This is a genomic window from Actinacidiphila yeochonensis CN732, from assembly GCF_000745345.1.
GTDB lineage: Bacteria > Actinomycetota > Actinomycetes > Streptomycetales > Streptomycetaceae > Actinacidiphila > Actinacidiphila yeochonensis.
Window position 1 is genome coordinate 1145128 of sequence record NZ_JQNR01000005.1, and the last position, 17672, is coordinate 1162799.

Sequence of the window (17672 nt, forward strand, 5' to 3'; positions counted from 1 at the left end):
ACGTGACCGCAGTGGACCGCAACCGCACCGTCGCCGTCGTGGGCGCCGGCACCATGGGTCAGGGCATCGCCCAGGTGGCGCTGCTCGCCGGCCACCCCGTGCTGCTGTACGACGCAGCGCCCGGCCAGGCGGCCGCGGCCGTCGACGCCGTCACCGGGCGGCTGGACCGGCTGGTGGCGAAGGGCCGGCTCGGCGCGTCGGAGCACCGCGAGGCGGTGGCCCGGCTGCGCGCGGCGGAGGGGCTCGCGGAACTGTCCGGCGCGGGGCTGGCCGTGGAGGCCGTGGTGGAGGACCTGGACGTCAAGCGGCGGCTGTTCGCCGCGCTGGAGGAGGTGGTCGGCGAGGACTGCCCGCTGGCCACGAACACCTCCTCGCTGCCGGTGACCGCCGTGGCCGCCGGGTTGCACCGCCCGGGCCGGCTCGTGGGCATGCACTTCTTCAACCCGGCGCCGCTGCTCCCGCTGGTGGAGGTGGTCTCGGGCGCCGAGGGCGAGCCGGCCGCCGCCCAGACCGTGCACGACACCGCGGCCGCCTGGGGCAAGACACCCGTCCTCTGCACCGACACCCCGGGGTTCCTGGTCAACCGGCTGGCCCGCCCGTTCTACGCCGAGGCGCTGCGGGTCTACGAGGAGCGGGCCGCCGACCCGGCCACCCTGGACGCGGTGCTGCGGGAGTGCGGCGGCTTCGCGATGGGCCCGTTCGAACTGACCGACCTGATCGGCCAGGACGTCAACGAGGCGGTGACCCGCTCGGTGTGGGAGGCGTTCGGCCGCGATCCCAAGTTCGGGCCCTCGCTGGCGCAGCGGCGCCTGGTGGAGGCCGGCCGGCTCGGCCGCAAGTCCGGCCGCGGCTGGTTCCCGTACGGGGGCGCCGAGGGCCGGGACGGCTCCGCGGTCCCCCAGACGGCCGAGCTCGTGCTGGCTCCGCCCCACGTCACGGTGGTCGGCCCGCTGGGGCCGGCCGCCGCGCTGCCGGGGCTCATCGAGCGGGCCGGCGTCGAGGTGCGCCGTGCGGAGGGCCCGGACGTGGTGGACGGGCAGGACGGGCAGGAGCTTCCGGACGTGCCGGACGGGCGGAGGGGGCCGCTCGGGCCGGACGCGGCGGCCTCCGGGGCGATTGTGCTGCCCGGCGGCACCTGCCTCCACCTGGCGGACGGGCGGCTCCCCGGGACGCCGGCCGTCCAGTTCGACCTGGCGCTGGACTACGCGAAGGCGTCGAGGATCGCCATCGCCCCCTCGGCGGGGGTGCACGCCGAGGCGGTGGCCCAGGCGACCGGGCTCTTCCAGGCCCTCGGCATGGCGGTCAGCGTGGTCCGGGACGTTCCCGGCCTGGTGGTGGCCCGCACGGTCGCGATGCTGGTGGACCTCGCCCTGGACGCCGTGGCCCGGGAGGTCGCCACGGCCCCCGACGTGGACACCGCGATGCGACTGGGCGTCAACTACCCCGTCGGCCCGCTGGAGTGGGGCGAGCGGATCTCGGCGGGCTACGTGTGCCGCCTCCTGGACGCCCTGCACTCCTGGTACCCCACCGGCCGCTATGCGCCCTGCCCGGAGCTGAGGCGGCGTGCGGCCGGGGCTGATGATGTGATCTCCTCATGACCATGTCGAAGCGCGACACCTATACGCCGGAGTCGCTGCTCGCGGTGGCCGTCCAGGTCTTCAACGAGCGCGGCTACGACGGCACCTCGATGGAGCACCTCTCCCAGGCGGCGGGCATCTCCAAGTCCTCGATCTACCACCATGTGCGGGGCAAGGAGGAGTTGCTGGACCGGGCGGTCGGGCGGGCCCTGGCCGGGCTCTTCGGCATCCTCGACGAGCCGGCGGCCCGCGAGGGCAGGGCCGTGGAGCGGCTGGAGCACGTCACCCGCCGTACCGCCGAGGTGCTGGTCGAGGAGCTGCCCTACGTGACGCTGCTGCTGCGGGTACGCGGCAACACGCGGACCGAGCGCACGGCCCTGGAGCGGCGCCGGGAGTTCGACCAGCGGGTGGCGGACCTTCTGGGCCAGGCCGTCCGAGAGGGCGACCTGCGCGCCGACGTGGACGCCCGGCTCGCCACCCGGCTGCTCTTCGGGATGATCAACTCCGTGGTGGAGTGGTACCGCCCCGGCCCGCGCGACGGCGACGGCGACGGAGCCGGGCCCGGCCAGGGGCTCGGAGAGGACGGCCACGGCCCACGGGAGGGCGAGCGGGTCGCCGACGCGGTGGTCCGGCTCGCCTTCGACGGGCTGCGCGTCCCCCGCCGGGCCGCCTGACCCGCTCCCAGGAGGCCGCAGGCTCGGGCTCCTGCCACAAAGGGCGCCCGGCCCCCGGGCCACCCGCCCGCCCGGACGGCTCAGCGCGGCTCCGGGTGGTCCCCCAGCACTGGCTCGTGCCTCTCCCGGGGAGGTCTGCCCCGCTCGCCGCCCTGGCACGGGCACGCGCCGCGTCGGCAGAAAACCCGAGCAGTCCAGGACGAGGGCTTCCGGGCGCCTTGCGACCGCCCGCGCCAGGACACCTCGCTACCGGCAAACGGTGCCGGTCACGGCACCAGGTCGGTCTCCTCGAAGACGAGCAGGGTGCGGCTGCTCAGCACCCCCTCGATCGCCTGGATGCGGGTGAGGACCAGCTCCCGCAGGCTGCGGTTGTCGACGGTGTGCGCCAGCAGCAGGACGTCGAAGTCGCCGCTGACCAGTGCGATGTGGACCACGCCCGGCAGCGTCACCAGCTGCTCGCGGACCCGCCGCCACGAGTTCTGGACGATCTTCAGCGTGATGTACGCCGACGTGCCGTGGCCGGCCCGCTCGTGGTCGACCCGGGCGCTGAAGCCGCGTACGACGCCGTCCTCGATGAGCCGGTTGATCCGCGCGTAGGCGTTGGCCCGGGAGACGTGGACCCGCTCGGCGACGGAGCGGACCGAGGCCCGGCCGTCCTCCTGGAGCAGCCGCAGTATCGCGTGGTCGACCCCGTCCAGCGGCCTGGTCCGGCCGTTCCCGCGCCCGTCGGCGTCCGGGCCGTCGGCCATCCGTTCGCTCGCCATCCCCCCACAGCTCCTTACCATGGACGATACGGCTCCATCTCAGGCCGGGCAGGACCGTTTGTCCACAGGCGGAAATCCCCCGTAGCCAAATTGCCTCCGGCGACCGAACAATCGGTTGGGAGGGCGCGATCCGCCCGCCCGACCCGAACCACAGGTCACCGACCACAAGGAGGTGCTCGCGATGACCGTGCTGGAGACCCCTGCCTGGCGTCCCCGTACCGACGCCGCGCCGCTGATGCCCGATCCCGAGCCGTTCCGGCTGCTGGGCACCCCGGAGGCCGCCGGGCTCGATCCCGCCCTGCTGCGGCGGGCGTACGGCGAGCTGGTGCGCGGCCGCCGCTACAACCGGCAGGCCACCGCCCTCACCCGGCAGGGGCGGCTGGCGGTGTACCCGTCCAGCACCGGTCAGGAGGCGTGCCAGGTCGCGGCGGCGCTGGCGCTGGGCCCGCGCGACTGGCTCTTCCCCAGCTACCGGGACACCCTCGCGGTCGTCGCGCGGGGGGTGGACCCGGTCGAGGCCCTGACGCTGCTGCGGGGCGACTGGCACTGCGGGTACGACCCGAAGCTCACCCGGACGGCTCCGCTGAGCACGCCGCTGTCCACCCAGCTGCCGCACGCGGTGGGCCTCGCCCACGCGGCCCGGATCAGCGGCGACGACGTGGTCGCCCTGGCCATGACGGGGGACGGCGGCACCAGCGAGGGCGACTTCCACGAGGCTCTGAACTTCGCGGCGGTCTGGCACGCGCCCGTCGTCTTCCTGGTGCAGAACAACGGCTTCGCGATCTCCGTACCGCTCGGCAAGCAGAGCGCCGCCCCCAGCCTGGCCCACAAGGCCGTCGGCTACGGCATGCCCGGCCGCCTGGTGGACGGCAACGACGTGGCCGCCGTCCACCGCGTCCTCACCGAAGCCGTCGAACGGGCCCGCGGCGGCGCAGGCCCCACCCTGGTCGAGGCGGTCACCTACCGGATGGACGCGCACACCAACGCCGACGACGCCACCCGCTACCGGGACGAGGAGGAGGTCGCGGCCTGGCGCGGCCATGACCCCGTCGACCTGCTGGAACGCGAGCTGGCCGGCCGCGGCCTGCTCGACGCGGAGCTGCGGCGGCGGGCCGCGGACGCGGCGGAGGCGTTCGCCGCCGACCTGCGGGAGCGGATGAGCGCCCCGGTGGAACCCGACCCGGCCGAGCTGTTCGCCCACGTCTACGCAGAGCCCACCCCGCAGCTGCGCCGGCAGGAGGCCCAGCTGCGGGCGGAGCTGGCCGCCGAGCGCGAGCAGGAGCACCACTGATGGCCGCCCACGCGACGGCCTCCGCGACCGCCCCGGCCGGCCCCGCGCCCGGCGCCGGGGGCCGCAAGCCCGCCACCATGGCACAGGCCCTCAACCAGGCGCTGCGCGACGCCATGGCCGCCGACGAGCGGGTGCACGTCATGGGCGAGGACGTCGGCACCCTCGGCGGCGTCTTCCGGATCACCGACGGACTGGCCCGCGAGTTCGGGGACACCCGCTGCACCGACACCCCGCTCGCCGAGGCCGGCATCCTCGGCGCCGCCGTCGGCATGGCCATGTACGGGCTGCGCCCGGTGGTCGAGATGCAGTTCGACGCCTTCGCCTACCCGGCCTTCGAGCAGTTGGTGAGCCACGTGGCCCGGATGCGCAACCGCACCCGGGGCGCGGTGCCGCTGCCGGTCACCATCCGCGTCCCGTACGGCGGCGGCATCGGCGGCGTCGAGCACCACAGCGACTCCTCCGAGGCGTACTACCTGCACACCCCGGGGCTGCACGTGGTCACCCCGGCCACCGTCGCCGACGCCTACGGGCTGCTGCGCGCCGCCATCGCCTCCGACGACCCGGTCGTCTTCCTGGAGCCCAAGCGGCTGTACTGGTCCAAGGCCGAGTGGTCGGCCCGGGAACCGGAGCCGGTGCCGCCGATCGGGCGGGCCCTGGTGCGCCGCGCCGGACGGTCGGCCACGCTGGTCAGCTACGGGCCCTCGGTGCCGGTCTGCCTGGAGGCGGCCGAGGCGGCCAGGGACGAGGGCTGGGATCTCGGGGTGGTGGACCTGCGCGGACTCGTCCCCTTCGACGAGGAGACGGTCGCCGACGCCGTGCGGGCCACCGGGCGGGCCGTGGTGGTCCACGAGTCGTCCGGGTTCGGGGGCGCCGGGGCGGAGATCGCCGCGCGGATCACCGAACGCTGCTTCCACCACCTCCAGGCGCCCGTGCTGCGCGTGGCCGGGTTCGACATCCCCTACCCGCCGCCGATGCTGGAGCGGCACCACCTGCCCGGCGTCGACCGCGTCCTGGACGCGGTCGCCCGTCTCCAGTGGGAGGAGGGCTGATGGCCGAGGTCAAGGAGTTCACGCTGCCGGACCTGGGTGAGGGCCTCACCGAGGCGGAGGTCGTGCGCTGGCTGGTGGAGGTCGGCGAAGTGGTGGCCGTGGACCAGCCCGTGGTCGAGGTCGAGACGGCCAAGGCGGTCGTCGAGGTGCCCTGCCCCTACGGCGGGGTCGTCACCGCCCGGTACGGCACGGAGGGCGAGACCGTGGCGGTCGGCCGCCCCCTGGTCACCGTGGCGGTCGGCCCCGCCGTCACCGCGCCCTCGGGTGCGGGCACCGCCGGGCCGGAGGAGGCCCGGGACGAGGCGTCGGGCAGCGTCCTTGTGGGCTACGGCACCGGCCCGGCGGCGCGGCGCAGACGGGCGCGGGTGCGGCCGGCGGCCGACGGTCGGGAGCCGGCGCCCCCGGGAGGGCCGGCCGCACCGGACCGCGCCGGGGAGCGGGGCCTCGCGGGACCGGTGGCCGTGATCTCGCCCCTGGTACGGCGACTTGCCCGGGAGCAGGGCCTCGACCTGCGCAGCCTGACGGGCACCGGTCCCGACGGCCTGATCCTGCGCGCCGACGTCGAGCGCGCCCTCGGAACGCACCCGGGCGCCGAGGCCGCCACCGCCTCCTCCGCCCTGGCCACTGACTCGACCACTGCCCCGGCCACTGCCCTGGCCACTGCCCCGGCCGCCGTGGCGGACGGCGCCGTCCGCGTACCGCTGCGCGGCATGTTGGGCGCCGCCGCCGAGAAGCTCGCGCGCAGCCGCCGGGAGATCCCGGACGCCACCTGCTGGGTGGACGCCGACGCCACGGAACTGCTGGCGGTACGGGCGGCGATGAACGCGCGGCATGCCGGAAACGCGCGGAACCCCCAGCGGGGCGGGGCCCCGGAGCCGGTGTCGGTGCTGGCGCTGCTGGCCCGGATCACCACGGCCGCGCTCGCCCGCCACCCCGAGCTGAACGCCACCGTGGACACCGGACGGGGCGAGGTGGTCCGGCTGCCCGCGGTGCACCTGGGCTTCGCCGCCCAGACCGATCGCGGCCTGGTGGTGCCGGTGCTGCGCGACGCCCACACGCTGACCACGGCCGCCCTCTCGGCCCGGCTGCGGGAGCTGACCGAGGCCGCCCGGACCGGCGCGCTCGCCCCCGCCGACCTCACCGGCGGCACGTTCACCCTCAACAACTACGGGGTGTTCGGCGTCGACGGCTCCACCCCGATCCTCAACCACCCGGAGGCGGGCATGCTCGGGGTCGGCCGGATCACCCCCAAACCGTGGGTGCGCCAGGGAGAACTGGCGGTCCGCCAGGTCGTCCAGCTCTCCCTCACCTTCGACCACCGGGTGTGCGACGGTGCGGTGGCCGGCGGCTTCCTGCGGTTCGTCGCCGACTGCGTGGAGGACCCGGCGGTGCTGCTCGCCGCCGTCTGAGCGGATACTCCCGGTATGGCGAGCGGCAGCGGTTCCGGGTCCGGCGGTGGTCCGTACCCCGGCGGTGGTCCGGAGTCGGGTGGCGGTTCGGAGCCGGGCGGCGAAGGGTACGCCGGCAGCGCTTCCGGGGCCGGCGGCGCTCCGGGGTCCGGCGGCTGCGGGTCGGCGGCCGGGAGCGCGGTGGTCCCGGCCGCCGATGTTCCGGACCCGTCGGGCGCGGGACCGGCGTACGACGTGGTGGTGCTGGCCGGCGGCGCGGCGCGGCGGCTGGGCGGCGCGGACAAGCCCGCGCTGGCGGTGGGCGGCCGGGCGCTGCTCGACCGGGTGCTCGCGGCCTGTGCGGGCGCGGCGGCGACGGTGGTGGTCGGGCCGCGCCGACCCACCGCCCGGCCCGTCCGCTGGGCCCGCGAGGAGCCGCCGGGCGGCGGCCCGCTGCCCGCGCTCGCCGCCGGGCTGGCCGAGCTGGACCGGCTGGGCGCCGGGTCCGGTACGGCCGTCCGCCCCGGCGTGGTGGTCGTGCTGGCCGCCGACCTCCCCTTCCTGACGTCCTCGACGGTGGCCGCCCTGGCCGGTACCGCGCTCCGGCCGCCCGGCACCGCGCTCCGGCCCGGTGGCGTTCGGCCGGACGGGCCGGACGGGCGGGACGGCGTCCTGCTCGTCGACGCCGCGGGCCGCGACCAGCCGCTCGCCGCCGCCTACCGGGTCGAGCCGCTGCGCCGGGAACTGGCCCTGCTGCGCGGCGAGCACGGAGGGCTGGCCGGGCTGCCTCTGCGGCTGCTGGTGGGGGAGCTGGCGGTCGGACGGCTCCCGGACCCTGGCGCCGAGGCGTTCGACTGCGACACCTGGGAGGACGTCGCCGCCGCCCGATCCCGGCTGGGCGACTGCGAGGGCGACGGCGAGGGCCCGGGCAGCGGGTGAGCGGCGAGGTGAGCGGTGAGGCGAGCGGGCACGGCGGTCTCACGGATCACGGTGCCGGGTCGGGGTGCCGCTGATGGGCCGTCACGGGGGTGAAGCGCCGTACGGGTGAGCGACAACGGGGGTGAGCCTGCGTGTCGCCGGGGCCCGGATCGGGGACGATGGACGGGTGCTGGATGAATGGATCGCAAGTGCCAAGCGGGAACTCGGGATCGAGCTGGACGTGGACACCGACCTGCTCCTGGACCTCGCCAAGGATGCGGCCCACGGCGTGGCGCGGCCGGCGGCCCCGCTGACGACGTTCCTCGTGGGATACGCGGCCGGTCGTGCGGGGGACCCCGAGGCGGTGCGCCGGGCGGCGGAGAAGGTGGCGGAGCTGGCCCGCGGGTGGGCCGAGCGAGAGGCTGCCACCGGCGCCGGTGCCGCGCCCGGCCGTGACGCGGAACCGGCGGGATGAGCCGCCCCGGCGCCGGTCCGCCCGCAGCGCCGGGCCCCGGCGGGCAGCGCGGCCACCAGGGCGTCGGCGGTGGGCCCGCCGACTCCGCCCGCGCTGCCGCCTCCACCCGCCGTGCCGACCCCGCCGACCCTGCCGACTCGGCATTCCCCGTCGAGCCGGACGACTGGGGCCTGGACGCCGTGCTCGGCCTGGCGGACCAGCGCCGGCGCGGCCCGGAACGCGTGGAAGACGCGGACCGTGCGGACCGTGCGGGTTCGCCCGGCGCGCGGGCCACCGACCGCGAGGCCGACGACTGCGGCCTGGACGACGCGCTGGCCCTGGCCGACCAGCGCCGCCGTCCTGTCGCGCCCGCGGTCCCCGCGGTCCCCCTCGGTCCCCGGCCAACGACCCGCTCGCCGTCGCCCTGCGCCACGGCACCGAGGAGGCCCGGGGCGACCGCCCGCCCGGCCGCCCCGGCGCCCCGCCGCCGGCCCGCGCTCCGGAGGCCGCCGACCCGTCTGTGGGCCTGTGGGACGAACCCGCTGACGGCCCGTCCGCCGCGCCCGCCCCCGCCCGGGAGCGCGCCGGGTACACCGGGTACGCCGAGTACAGCGAGTACGGCGGGCACACCGAGTACGGCGGGCGCGCCGAGTGCGCCGTGCCCGCCTCCGGCCGCGCCCGAGCGGCCGATCCCCAAGCCCCCTACCGCCGCCACGGCACCGGCGTCCCCGCGCCCGCCGACCGGTCCGCCGCCGGGGACGCGCGGGGCACTGGAGCGGCGCCCCGCCACGGCGCCGTGCCCTGGCACGAGGCCCGGCGGACGGCCCGCGCCGCCGCCCGACGGCTGGGCGAGCGCGTGGTACCGCTCGGCGACGAGGCGCTGGGCACCGCGCTGGCCCGGGGCCTGGCCGCGTTGACGGACCTGCCGTCGTTCGACTCCTCCGCGATGGACGGCTGGGCGGTCGCGGGCCCCGGTCCGTGGCTGCTGCGCGGCCGGGTGCTGGCGGGTCGGCAGCCGGCGCGGCCGGTGCTCGACGGGCACGCGGTGGAGATCGCGACCGGGGCCCCGCTGCCGCCGGGTACGACGGCCGTGGTGCGCAGCGAGCACGGCGTCGTCGAACGGCACACGGACGGCGACCGGCTGGCGATGGGCCCGGACCGCCTCGCGCCGGCGCCCGGCCAGGACACCCGCCCGCGCGGCCAGGAGTGCCGCCGCGGCGACGAACTGCTGCCGGCCGGCGCCCTCGTCACCCCGGCGGTGCTGGGCCTGGCGGCGGCGGCCGGCTACGACCAGCTCACCGTGGTGGCGCGGCCCCGGGTCGAGGTGCTGGTGGTCGGCGACGAGCTGATGGCCGCAGGGGTGCCCCGGGACGGCCGGGTGCGCGACGCGCTCGGTCCGCTGCTCCCCTCGTGGCTCCGTGCCCTGGGCGCGGAGGTCACCGGGGTGCGCCGGCTGCCGGACGACGCCGGTGCGCTGAGCGCGGCCGTCGCCGAGGCGGTCGCCGCGCGCGGCGCGCACGTCGTGGTGACCACGGGCGGTACGGCCGCCGGTCCGGTCGACCACCTGCGCGCGGTGTTGGCGCGGGAGGGCGCGCGGCTGCTGGTGGACGGGGTGGCCGTCCGGCCGGGCCATCCGATGCTGCTGGCCGCCCTCCCGCCCGCCGCTGGCGCCCCCGGGGCCCTGCTCGCGGGGCTGCCGGGCAACCCGCTGGCGGCGGTGGCGGGCGTGCTGACCCTGGTGGCGCCGCTGCTGCGGACCCTCGCCGGGCTCCCGGCACCCGCGCCGTACACCGCCCCGCTGACCGAGGCGCTGACGGGCCATCCGGTGGACACCCGGCTGGTGCCGGTGGTCTTCGACGACGACTCGGCGGCCCACCCGCTGCGGTTCACCGGGCCGGCCATGCTGCGCGGCCTGGCCGCCGCCGACGGCATGGCGGTGGTGCCGCCGGGCGGGGCGCGGGCCGGCGAGGAGGTGACCGTCCTCGATACCGGCCTGCTCGGGCCGGCCTGGGGCGGCCGGTGAGAGCCCCGCGCGTCCGGTGGAGGCGGGCGGAACGGGAAGCCCCGCGCGTCCGGTGGAGGCGGGCGGAACGGCGAGCCCGCCGGGACGGGACCCCGCCGCCGTACGACCGTCCGGCCGCGGCGGGCCCCCGGGTGGCGTTCCCGCACCCGCCCAGGGGGCCGCTGCGCCAGGTGGCCCGGCGGCTGCTGGTGGCGGTGCTGGTCCTCGTCGCGACGGTGGTGCTGGTGTGGGTCGACCGCGGCGGCTACCACGACGCGGCGGGCGGCTCCCTGTCCTTCGTGGACGCGCTCTACTACGCCACGGTGACGCTCTCCACCACCGGATACGGCGACATCACGCCGTACAGCACGGGCGCCCGGCTGATGAACGTCTTCCTGATCACCCCCTTGCGGGTGGTGTTCCTCATCATCCTGGTCGGCACCACCCTGGAGGTGCTGGCCGAACGCACCAGGGAGCAGTTCCGGCTCCGACGCTGGAGGAACGGCTTGTACGACCATGTGGTGATCGTCGGGTTCGGTACCAAGGGGCGGGCCGCGGCGAAGACGCTGACCGGCCACGGGGTGCGGCGCGGCCGGATCGTCGTCGTGGACCCCGACCCGAAGGCCGTGCACGCGGCGACCGACGAGGGGTACACCGGGGTGGCCGGCGACGGCACCCGCGAGGAGGTGCTGCTGCGCGCTGAGGTGGCCCGCGCCCGGCAGATCGTGGTCGCCACCCAGCGCGACGACACCGCCGTGCTGGTCACCCTGACGGCCCGCCAGCTCAACCGGGGCGCGCCCATCGTCGCCTCGGTGCGCGAGGAGGAGAACGCGCCGCTGCTGCGGCAGTCCGGCGCGACCTCGGTGATCACCAGCTCGGGAGCGGCCGGGCGGCTGCTCGGCCTGTCGATGATCAGCCCGAGCGCGGGCCGGGTCATGGACGACCTCATCAGCTACGGCAGCGGCTTCGACCTGGTGGAGCGGCCGGTGGACCACTCGGAGGTCGGCCGGGCGCCGCGCGAGCTGCGCGACCTGGTCGTCTCGGTGGTCCGCGGCCACCGCCTGCTGGACCACGACGACCCGGTGGCCACGCCGTTGGAGGCGACGGACCGGGTGATCGCGATCCACCGCTCCGGCCCCCACGAGGTCCGGTCGGCCTGAGCTTTCGGTGGGCCGCCCTGGGCCGCCCTGGGCCGCCCCGGGCCGTCTGGGCCGTCCTCAGCCGGCGGCCTTCGCCGTACCGGCCGGGGTGCGGGGAGGCACGGGACGCCGCCGCAGCGCGTCCCCGGCGCCCGCCGGCAGCCGCAGCGCCCCGGCGGCGGCGCCCAGCGCGCCCAGCGCGAGCAGCAGGAACGCGGTGCCGTAGGAGAGCGCGAGGGAGGTGTGGCCGAACAGGCCGTGGGTGAGCGGGCCGCCCAGCCGCAGCGCCACGCCGGCGGCGGCCACGCTCAGGCCGGCGGCGGTCTGGAAGACGGTGGCGTTGAGCGTGTTGGCGTCGCGCATCCGGTCGGCCGGCACGTCGGCGAAGGCCAGTGTGGAGTAGCCGGTGAGGCCGAGCGACCGGGCCGCGCCGCTGGCCACCGCGATGACGGCGATCAGCCACAGCGGGGTGCCGGCCGTCAGGAACGCGCACGCCGCCATCGTCCCGGCCAGCGCGACACCGGAGACGGCCAGCAGCGAGCGGTACCCGAAGCGGCCGAAGAGCCACCCCGTGGCGGGCTTGATGCCGATGTTGCCGACGAAGACGAAGAGCACCAGCGACCCCGAGCGCACGGCGCTCCACCCGAAGACCTCCTGGAAGAGCAGCGGCAGCAGGAACGGGACGGCGGCCACCGCGAGCCAGAACGACGTCCCGCCCCACACCGAGGAGCGGAAGGTGCGCACCTCCAGCGTCCCCAGGTCCACCAGCGGGCGGCGGGTGCGCCGCAGGTGCCGTACGGCGAGCACGAGCAGCACCGCCGACACCGCCGCGAAGCCGGCCGCCGGCCCCCACGCGGCGTCCTGGTCGGAGAGCAGGTGCCCGGTGTAGGTCAGGGTGCCCAGCCCGGCGGACGTCCACAGCACCCCCGGCCAGTCCAGCGTGCCCGCCCCGGCCGTCGGGCCGCCGTGGACCAGCCGCCAGGCGAACCCGAACGCGACCGCGCCCAGCGGCACGTTGACCAGGAACATCCACTGCCAGTCGGCGTAGGTGCTGATCACCCCGCCCAGCAGCGGCGCCGCCACCGGCGCCAGCAGCGCGGGCCACACCATGTAGGAGACGATCCGGGGGATGTCCGGCTTGGCGATCCCGGCCATCGCCGTCAGCCGGCCGACCGGCACCATCATCGCCCCGCCCGCGCCCTGCACCACCCGCAGCGCCACCAGGGTGCCCAGGTCGTGGGCGCAGGCGCAGGCCGCCGACGCCGCGGTGAACAGGACGATGGCGGAGAGGAAGACGGTCCGGGCGCCCAGCCGCGCGGTGAGCCAGCCGCTGAGCGGTATGAGCACGCCGAGGGTGAGCAGGTAGGCCGTGACGACCAGACCGATCGCCGTCGCCGAGACGCCCAGCGAGGCACCTATCTTCGGGGCGGCGGTGGAGACGATGGTGCCGTCGAGGTTCTCCATGAAGAAGCAGCCCGAGACCAGCAGGGCGACGGCGCGCTGCCGCGGGCTGATCCCTGGCGCGTGGTCATCGGACGGCGCGGACGGCGCGGACGGTCCGGCAGGCGGGGCGGGTACCGACGGTACCGACGGTGCGGACGGGCTCGACGGTACCGACGGCGCGGTCACGGGTGCGGACGGGGTCGTCAGGGCCGCTGCGGCAGCTGGGCTCGTCGTGTCGGGCTCGGTCATGTGTACACCCTGCAAGCAGGTGAGAGCTGATCACAAGATCCTCCTGGTCAAGGGACCTTTGCACGGGGTGCAACAGGACAGCGCCCGCACTGCCGGACCGGCCGCGTGCCACTGCCCCAAGGGAGGGTGTCGTCACCGGCGCGGCGGAGGTGACGAGCGCGGCGCCGTCGATCGCCCTCGTACATGGCCCGGCACGTCCGCCACGACACCGACCCGGCGCCGGCGGGACGGTGGTGACCGGCGGGACGGTGGTGACCGGCGGGACGGCCCTGTCGGGCCGCGGGAGGAGCGGGCGCCGGAGTAGCCTCGCGAAGCATGTACGCGATCACCATTCCTGAGCCCGGTGGCCCGGAGGCGCTGACCTGGGCGGAAGTAGCCGATCCGGTGGCGGGCGACGGCGAGGTCGTCGTCGAGGTCGCCGCGACCGCCGTCAACCGCGCCGACATCCTCCAGCGCCAGGGCTTCTACCCGCCCCCGCCGGGCGCGTCCCCCTACCCGGGGCTGGAGTGCTCCGGGCGGATCGCCGAGGTCGGCCCGGGGGTCACCGGGTGGGCGGTCGGCGACGAGGTGTGCGCGCTGCTCGCGGGCGGCGGCTACGCCCAGCGCGTCGCGGTGCCCGCCGGCCAGCTGCTGCCGGTGCCCGAGGGCGTCGGACTGGTCGAGGCGGCCGCGCTGCCGGAGGTGACGGCCACGGTCTGGTCCAACGTCTTCATGGTGGCCCATCTGCGGCCGGGCGAGACGCTGCTGGTGCACGGCGGGTCCAGCGGCATCGGGACGATGGCGGTGCAGCTCGGCAAGGCGGTCGGGGCGCGGGTGGCGGTCACCGCGGGCAGCGCGCGGAAGCTGGCCTTCTGCGCGGAACTGGGCGCCGACGTGCTCATCGACTACCGCGAGCAGGACTTCGTCGCGGAGGTCACCGCGGACGTGGTGCTCGACATCATGGGCGCGAAGTACCTGGCGCGGAACCTCGACGCCCTCGCGGTCAACGGCCGGCTGGTGGTCATCGGCATGCAGGGCGGCGCCCGCGCCGAACTCGACCTCGGCAAGCTGATGGCCAAGCGCGCCGCCGTGGCGGCGACCTCGCTGCGCAGCCGTCCGCTGGCGGAGAAGGCCGCCGTCATCGGCGCCGTCCGGGAGCACGTGTGGCCGCTGATCGCGGCGGGTACGGTGCGGCCGATCGTCGACCGCGTGCTGCCGCTGGCGGAGGCGGCACAGGCGCACCGCGTCCTGGAGTCCAGCGACCACATCGGCAAGGTCCTGCTCCAGGCCTGAACGCCTCGCCGGAAGGCCGCGCCTCGCGCGAAGGCCGCGCCTTCCCGGAGCACCCACACCTGAACGTCCTGCCCGGCCGTCCTGCCTGACGTCCTTGCCCGCATGTGTCCCTGCCCGCACTGTCCCTGCCCGACTCCCTCTGCCTGAACCGCCTGCCTGAACGTCCCCGCCGGCCTCGTCGCAGCCCCGTGGCAGGCCAAAGGGGCCGCCCGGGCCGCCGGGATGCCGCCCCTCGTGCTCCGTGTGACGCTTGACGTACACACGGTTGTCGCGAGGGAGGCGCTGGGCGTGCGGTGTCGGGAGGCGGGCAGGCGGGCGCGACTGCGGCGGGCGGCGGCCGGGACGGCGGTGGCCGCGGCGGCGCTGCTCGCGGCGGTCGGTCCCGGTCCCGGGGGCGCCGCCCCGCAGCACTCCGCGTTCCGGGGGACCCCTGCCGGCGGCCGGGCGGACGCCCGGCCTCGGGCCGCCGGAGCCGCGCCCGGGAACGGCCCGGCCGCCCCGGCCGGCAGGGCACCCCAGGCGGCACCCCAAGCCCCTTATGTCGCACCGCAAGCCCCCCACGGCGCGCCCCACATCCCTGACGTCGTGCCGCAAGCCGCTCCGGGAGCGGCCCCCGGCCGTCCGCCCCCGCTCCGGGCCGCCCGCAGCCTCCGCCGGGCGGGGCCGCGCCCTCCCCGGCCCGTCCGCAGGGCCCCGGCGTACCGCCCGCCCCCGGCCTGCCGCCGGGCGCCGCCGTGCCGTCGGCGCCGTCCAGGCCGGGCCCGACCCAGGTGCCCGGGCTGCCGGGCCTGCCCGCCGGCCCGCGGCCGACCACCGCGCCGGCCCGTCCGGTGGCCCCCGCCCGGCCCCACCCGCCCCGCCACGGGGGCGGCGCCAGGGCCGGGTACGCCGTCCACCGCGCCCGGCCACTCCGGTCGGCCCGTCCAGCCGGCCCAGCCTGGCGGCGCACACCCGCCCACACCCGGGAACGCGAAGCCGCCCCCGGCGTCCGCGAAGCCGCTCCCCACAGCCGGCGGGAACGGGAAGGCGCCGCCCGCGTCCGCGAAGCCGCCGCCCTCGGCCGCCCTGCCGGGCCGCCCGGCGCCGTCCCCCACGACCGGCCCGCTCCACTCCGGCCGTGCGCCCGTCCGCCCCGCGGAGCAGGGCTCCCGGAACCCGCTCCGGCCGCGCCCGCACCGGGACACGCGCCCGTTCCCGCCCGTTCCCGGGACCGGGCAGGCGGCCGGGAACGGCCTCGACAGCGGAGCCGTCGCAGGACAGGTGCCCGCACCGGTCGGCGCGGTCCCGCAGCCGACGGAGGCGACCGGGCAGGGTGGCGGCCCGCCGCCCCCCTCGGCCAGCGGCCACCAGATACGGCGGGTGCTGCCGCTGGGTGCGGGCATGCTGCTGGTCGGACTGGGACTGGGCTTCCTGGGACTGCGGCTGCGCCGGGGATGAGCCCATGGAGCGGACCGTTTCCGTACCGCCCCCCGTACCGCCCCCGAACCGTCCCCGCCCACCGTCCCCGTACTGGTCCCCGGACTGCCCGCGGACTGCCCCCCGGACCGTTCCGACCCGGGCTCCCGACCGGGCTCCCGATCGGGCCGCGTCGGACGGGTGCGCGACAATGGGGAAATGGAGATGCCCATGAACGAACGCTCGCCGGAGAACTCGCAGAAGCCGCAGGTCCTGGTCGTCGGAGCGGACGGTCTCGCGTTCGGCAGCGCGCCGGGCGAGGGCGCGGAGGGCGACGAGCCCCGCGAGGTCCCGGTCACGGAGATGGTCGAGCAGCCCGCGAAGGTCATGCGCATCGGGAGCATGATCAAGCAGCTCCTGGAGGAGGTCCGCGCGGCTCCTCTCGACGAGGCGAGCCGGGTCCGGCTGAAGGAGATCCACGCCAGCTCGGTCAAGGAGCTGGAGGCCGGTCTCGCGCCTGAACTCGTGGAGGAGCTGGAGCGGCTCTCGCTGCCCTTCACCGAGGACAAGGTGCCGAGCGAGGCCGAGCTGCGGATCGCCCAGGCCCAGCTGGTGGGCTGGCTCGAAGGGCTCTTCCACGGCATCCAGACCGCGCTGTTCGCCCAGCAGATGGCCGCCCGGGCGCAGTTGGAGCAGATGCGCCGCGCGCTGCCGCCCGGGGCGATCCCGCACGAGGACGACGTCCAGGGCCACCAGGGGCGTTCCGGCGGCCCCTACCTGTAGGACCGGCGGCCGCCGACGGCGGAGACGCGAGGGCCGGGCCGGCCGCGTACAGCACGCGGCCGGCCCGGCCCTTTCCCGTATGACGGGTCCTCCCGGGCGACGGCTCGGGCCGGGAACCGACGCGCGGCCCAAAGGGCTGGTGCCGCTCCCGGCAGGGTGTGCCCCGCTCGCCGCCCTTGCACGGCCCTCCGCCGCGTTGCCGTACCGGCCGAGCAGGCCCACTACGAGGCCGGTTCGGCGCCTTGCGGCCGACCGCACCAGGACATCTCGCCACCGGGCGAACCGTGCCGGTCGCGGCCCTAGACCACGACCGTTTCCTCAGCGACCACCACCGCCACCGTATTCATGTCGATGAACGTGCTCTCGTCCGGGTTCACCAGCTCCTTGTAGTTCTTGGACGCGAAGAAGGTGTTGTGGTCCGCCCAGTTCTCGAACCAGATCTCGGTGACGCCGTCGTACGCGGGGCTCGGATACCCCTCGGCGGGCACCGGGTGGGAGACGGTGTACTTCTTCACGTACTGCCGTGCTTCCGGAATGGAGGTGAACAGCGGGGCGTGGTGGTTCCGGTGATGGTCGACGAATTCCTCGAAGGTCATCCCGTCCACGCGGTTGATCATGTAAATGAACTTGATCACGGACTTCTCTCTTTCGTGCTCGCGGACGTGAGAGGCCGGCGGCCGGAGCCCGGCCGGTGGGCCGCTGGCCATGGGGTTAACCTAAACGCTGACATTGATGTCAAGGGCAAGTCGTCAAGGCCCGGTGCACACGAGGGGTTGGGATGCGGATAGGTGAGTTGTCCGCCCGCACGGGAGCGAGCCGTCGATCGCTGCGCTACTACGAGCAGCAGGGACTGCTGGCCAGTACGAGATCTCCCAGCGGCCAGCGGTGCTACGACGACGAGCACGTCCGACGGGTGGCGCTGATTCAGGTGTTTCTGGCGGCCGGCATGTCCAGCAGGACCATCGTGCGGCTGGTCCCCTGCATGACGGAGCCCGACATGAACAGAGCCACACAGGCCATGACCGCCATGAACGAGGAGCGAACCCGCCTTTCATCCACCATTGACGGCCTGGTCGCCGCCAGAGAAGCGCTTGATCACCTGATCAACGACAACCGCACCTTTCTGGCGAACCTGGCGGACGGCTAGCGCCGGGAGCGGCACTGGTGCCGGGAGGGCACCAGGCCGTCGGCCCGACCGGGTCCGCGTTCGGGTGTCCGTCCCGGCGGTGAGCCGTCCATGCCCGTCGGATCGGGCCACGCACGGTGGTTGGCCG

Annotated in this window: 14 protein-coding genes and 2 pseudogenes; 13 read left to right on the plus strand and 3 right to left on the minus strand. The window is 76.3% G+C overall.

Going from position 1 to position 17672, the window contains the following annotated elements:
* The first annotated feature begins 2 nt into the window (after nucleotides 1-2).
* Both BS72_RS16735 and BS72_RS16740 read left to right on the plus strand, forming a co-directional pair.
* On the plus strand, nucleotides 3-1598 hold the full coding sequence (locus BS72_RS16735) for a 3-hydroxyacyl-CoA dehydrogenase (protein WP_037911485.1): 1596 nt from the start codon (nucleotides 3-5) through the stop codon (nucleotides 1596-1598).
* Entirely contained in the window at nucleotides 1595-2251 is a 657-nt protein-coding gene (locus BS72_RS16740; protein ID WP_037911487.1) for a TetR/AcrR family transcriptional regulator, read from the plus strand. The genes BS72_RS16735 and BS72_RS16740 overlap by 4 nt, the downstream gene beginning before the upstream one ends.
* Nucleotides 2252-2517: 266 nt before the next feature.
* On the opposite strand, the gene BS72_RS16745 is transcribed toward BS72_RS16740, so the two are convergent.
* Nucleotides 2518-3015: an Lrp/AsnC family transcriptional regulator gene (locus BS72_RS16745; protein WP_198545908.1), complete on the minus strand. Its 498-nt coding sequence runs from the start codon at nucleotides 3013-3015 to the stop codon at nucleotides 2518-2520.
* Between the two features lie 181 nt (nucleotides 3016-3196).
* On the opposite strand from BS72_RS16745, the gene pdhA reads away from it, so the two are divergent.
* The 7 genes and pseudogenes from pdhA to BS72_RS16780 all read left to right on the plus strand — a co-directional run bounded on the left by pdhA (nucleotide 3197) and on the right by BS72_RS16780 (nucleotide 11277).
* Nucleotides 3197-4306, plus strand: a complete 1110-nt coding sequence (gene pdhA, locus BS72_RS16750; protein ID WP_037911489.1) for a pyruvate dehydrogenase (acetyl-transferring) E1 component subunit alpha — start codon at nucleotides 3197-3199, stop codon at nucleotides 4304-4306.
* 77 nt (nucleotides 4307-4383) lie between these two features.
* Nucleotides 4384-5355: an alpha-ketoacid dehydrogenase subunit beta gene (locus BS72_RS16755; protein ID WP_232792627.1), complete on the plus strand. Its 972-nt coding sequence runs from the start codon at nucleotides 4384-4386 to the stop codon at nucleotides 5353-5355.
* The gene (locus BS72_RS16760) at nucleotides 5355-6764 is read left to right on the plus strand and encodes a dihydrolipoamide acetyltransferase family protein (RefSeq protein ID WP_037911494.1); all 1410 of its coding nucleotides are present in this window, start codon (nucleotides 5355-5357) and stop codon (nucleotides 6762-6764) included. Before BS72_RS16755 ends, BS72_RS16760 begins: the two co-directional genes overlap by 1 nt.
* 180 nt (nucleotides 6765-6944) lie before the next feature.
* Nucleotides 6945-7640 (plus strand): annotated as a pseudogene (mobA, locus tag BS72_RS16765) (molybdenum cofactor guanylyltransferase); the annotation flags it as partial.
* Nucleotides 7641-7842: 202 nt separating this feature from the next.
* Nucleotides 7843-8136 (plus strand): annotated as a pseudogene (locus BS72_RS16770) (DUF6457 domain-containing protein); the annotation flags it as partial.
* 499 nt (nucleotides 8137-8635) lie between these two features.
* Complete coding sequence (locus BS72_RS16775; RefSeq protein ID WP_051951182.1) at nucleotides 8636-10138, plus strand: molybdopterin molybdotransferase MoeA; 1503 nt, start codon at nucleotides 8636-8638, stop codon at nucleotides 10136-10138.
* A gap of 131 nt (nucleotides 10139-10269) precedes the next feature.
* Complete coding sequence (locus BS72_RS16780) at nucleotides 10270-11277, plus strand: potassium channel family protein (RefSeq protein WP_051951183.1); 1008 nt, start codon at nucleotides 10270-10272, stop codon at nucleotides 11275-11277.
* Between the two features lie 57 nt (nucleotides 11278-11334).
* On the opposite strand, the gene BS72_RS16785 is transcribed toward BS72_RS16780, so the two are convergent.
* The gene (locus BS72_RS16785; protein ID WP_198545909.1) at nucleotides 11335-12948 is read right to left on the minus strand and encodes an MFS transporter; all 1614 of its coding nucleotides are present in this window, start codon (nucleotides 12946-12948) and stop codon (nucleotides 11335-11337) included.
* Between the two features lie 315 nt (nucleotides 12949-13263).
* Between BS72_RS16785 and BS72_RS16790 the strand changes: the two genes are divergently transcribed.
* The 3 genes from BS72_RS16790 to BS72_RS16795 all read left to right on the plus strand — a co-directional run bounded on the left by BS72_RS16790 (nucleotide 13264) and on the right by BS72_RS16795 (nucleotide 16398).
* Nucleotides 13264-14220 carry an NAD(P)H-quinone oxidoreductase gene (locus BS72_RS16790; RefSeq protein ID WP_037911498.1) on the plus strand — a complete coding sequence of 319 codons (957 nt, stop codon included), beginning with the start codon at nucleotides 13264-13266 and terminating at the stop codon, nucleotides 14218-14220.
* A gap of 1260 nt (nucleotides 14221-15480) precedes the next feature.
* Nucleotides 15481-15657, plus strand: coding sequence for a hypothetical protein (locus tag BS72_RS36565; protein WP_157856260.1), 177 nt, complete (start codon nucleotides 15481-15483; stop codon nucleotides 15655-15657).
* Nucleotides 15658-15834: 177 nt separating this feature from the next.
* A complete protein-coding gene (locus BS72_RS16795) occupies nucleotides 15835-16398 on the plus strand; it encodes a bacterial proteasome activator family protein (protein WP_078901426.1) in 564 nt (187 codons plus the stop codon).
* A 299-nt stretch (nucleotides 16399-16697) separates the two neighbouring features.
* Here the strand turns inward: BS72_RS16795 and BS72_RS16800 are convergent, their stop codons facing one another.
* The gene (locus BS72_RS16800; RefSeq protein ID WP_037911503.1) at nucleotides 16698-17033 is read right to left on the minus strand and encodes an EthD domain-containing protein; all 336 of its coding nucleotides are present in this window, start codon (nucleotides 17031-17033) and stop codon (nucleotides 16698-16700) included.
* A gap of 143 nt (nucleotides 17034-17176) precedes the next feature.
* Between BS72_RS16800 and BS72_RS16805 the strand changes: the two genes are divergently transcribed.
* Complete coding sequence (locus BS72_RS16805; protein WP_037911505.1) at nucleotides 17177-17545, plus strand: MerR family transcriptional regulator; 369 nt, start codon at nucleotides 17177-17179, stop codon at nucleotides 17543-17545.
* Nucleotides 17546-17672: the final 127 nt, after the last annotated feature.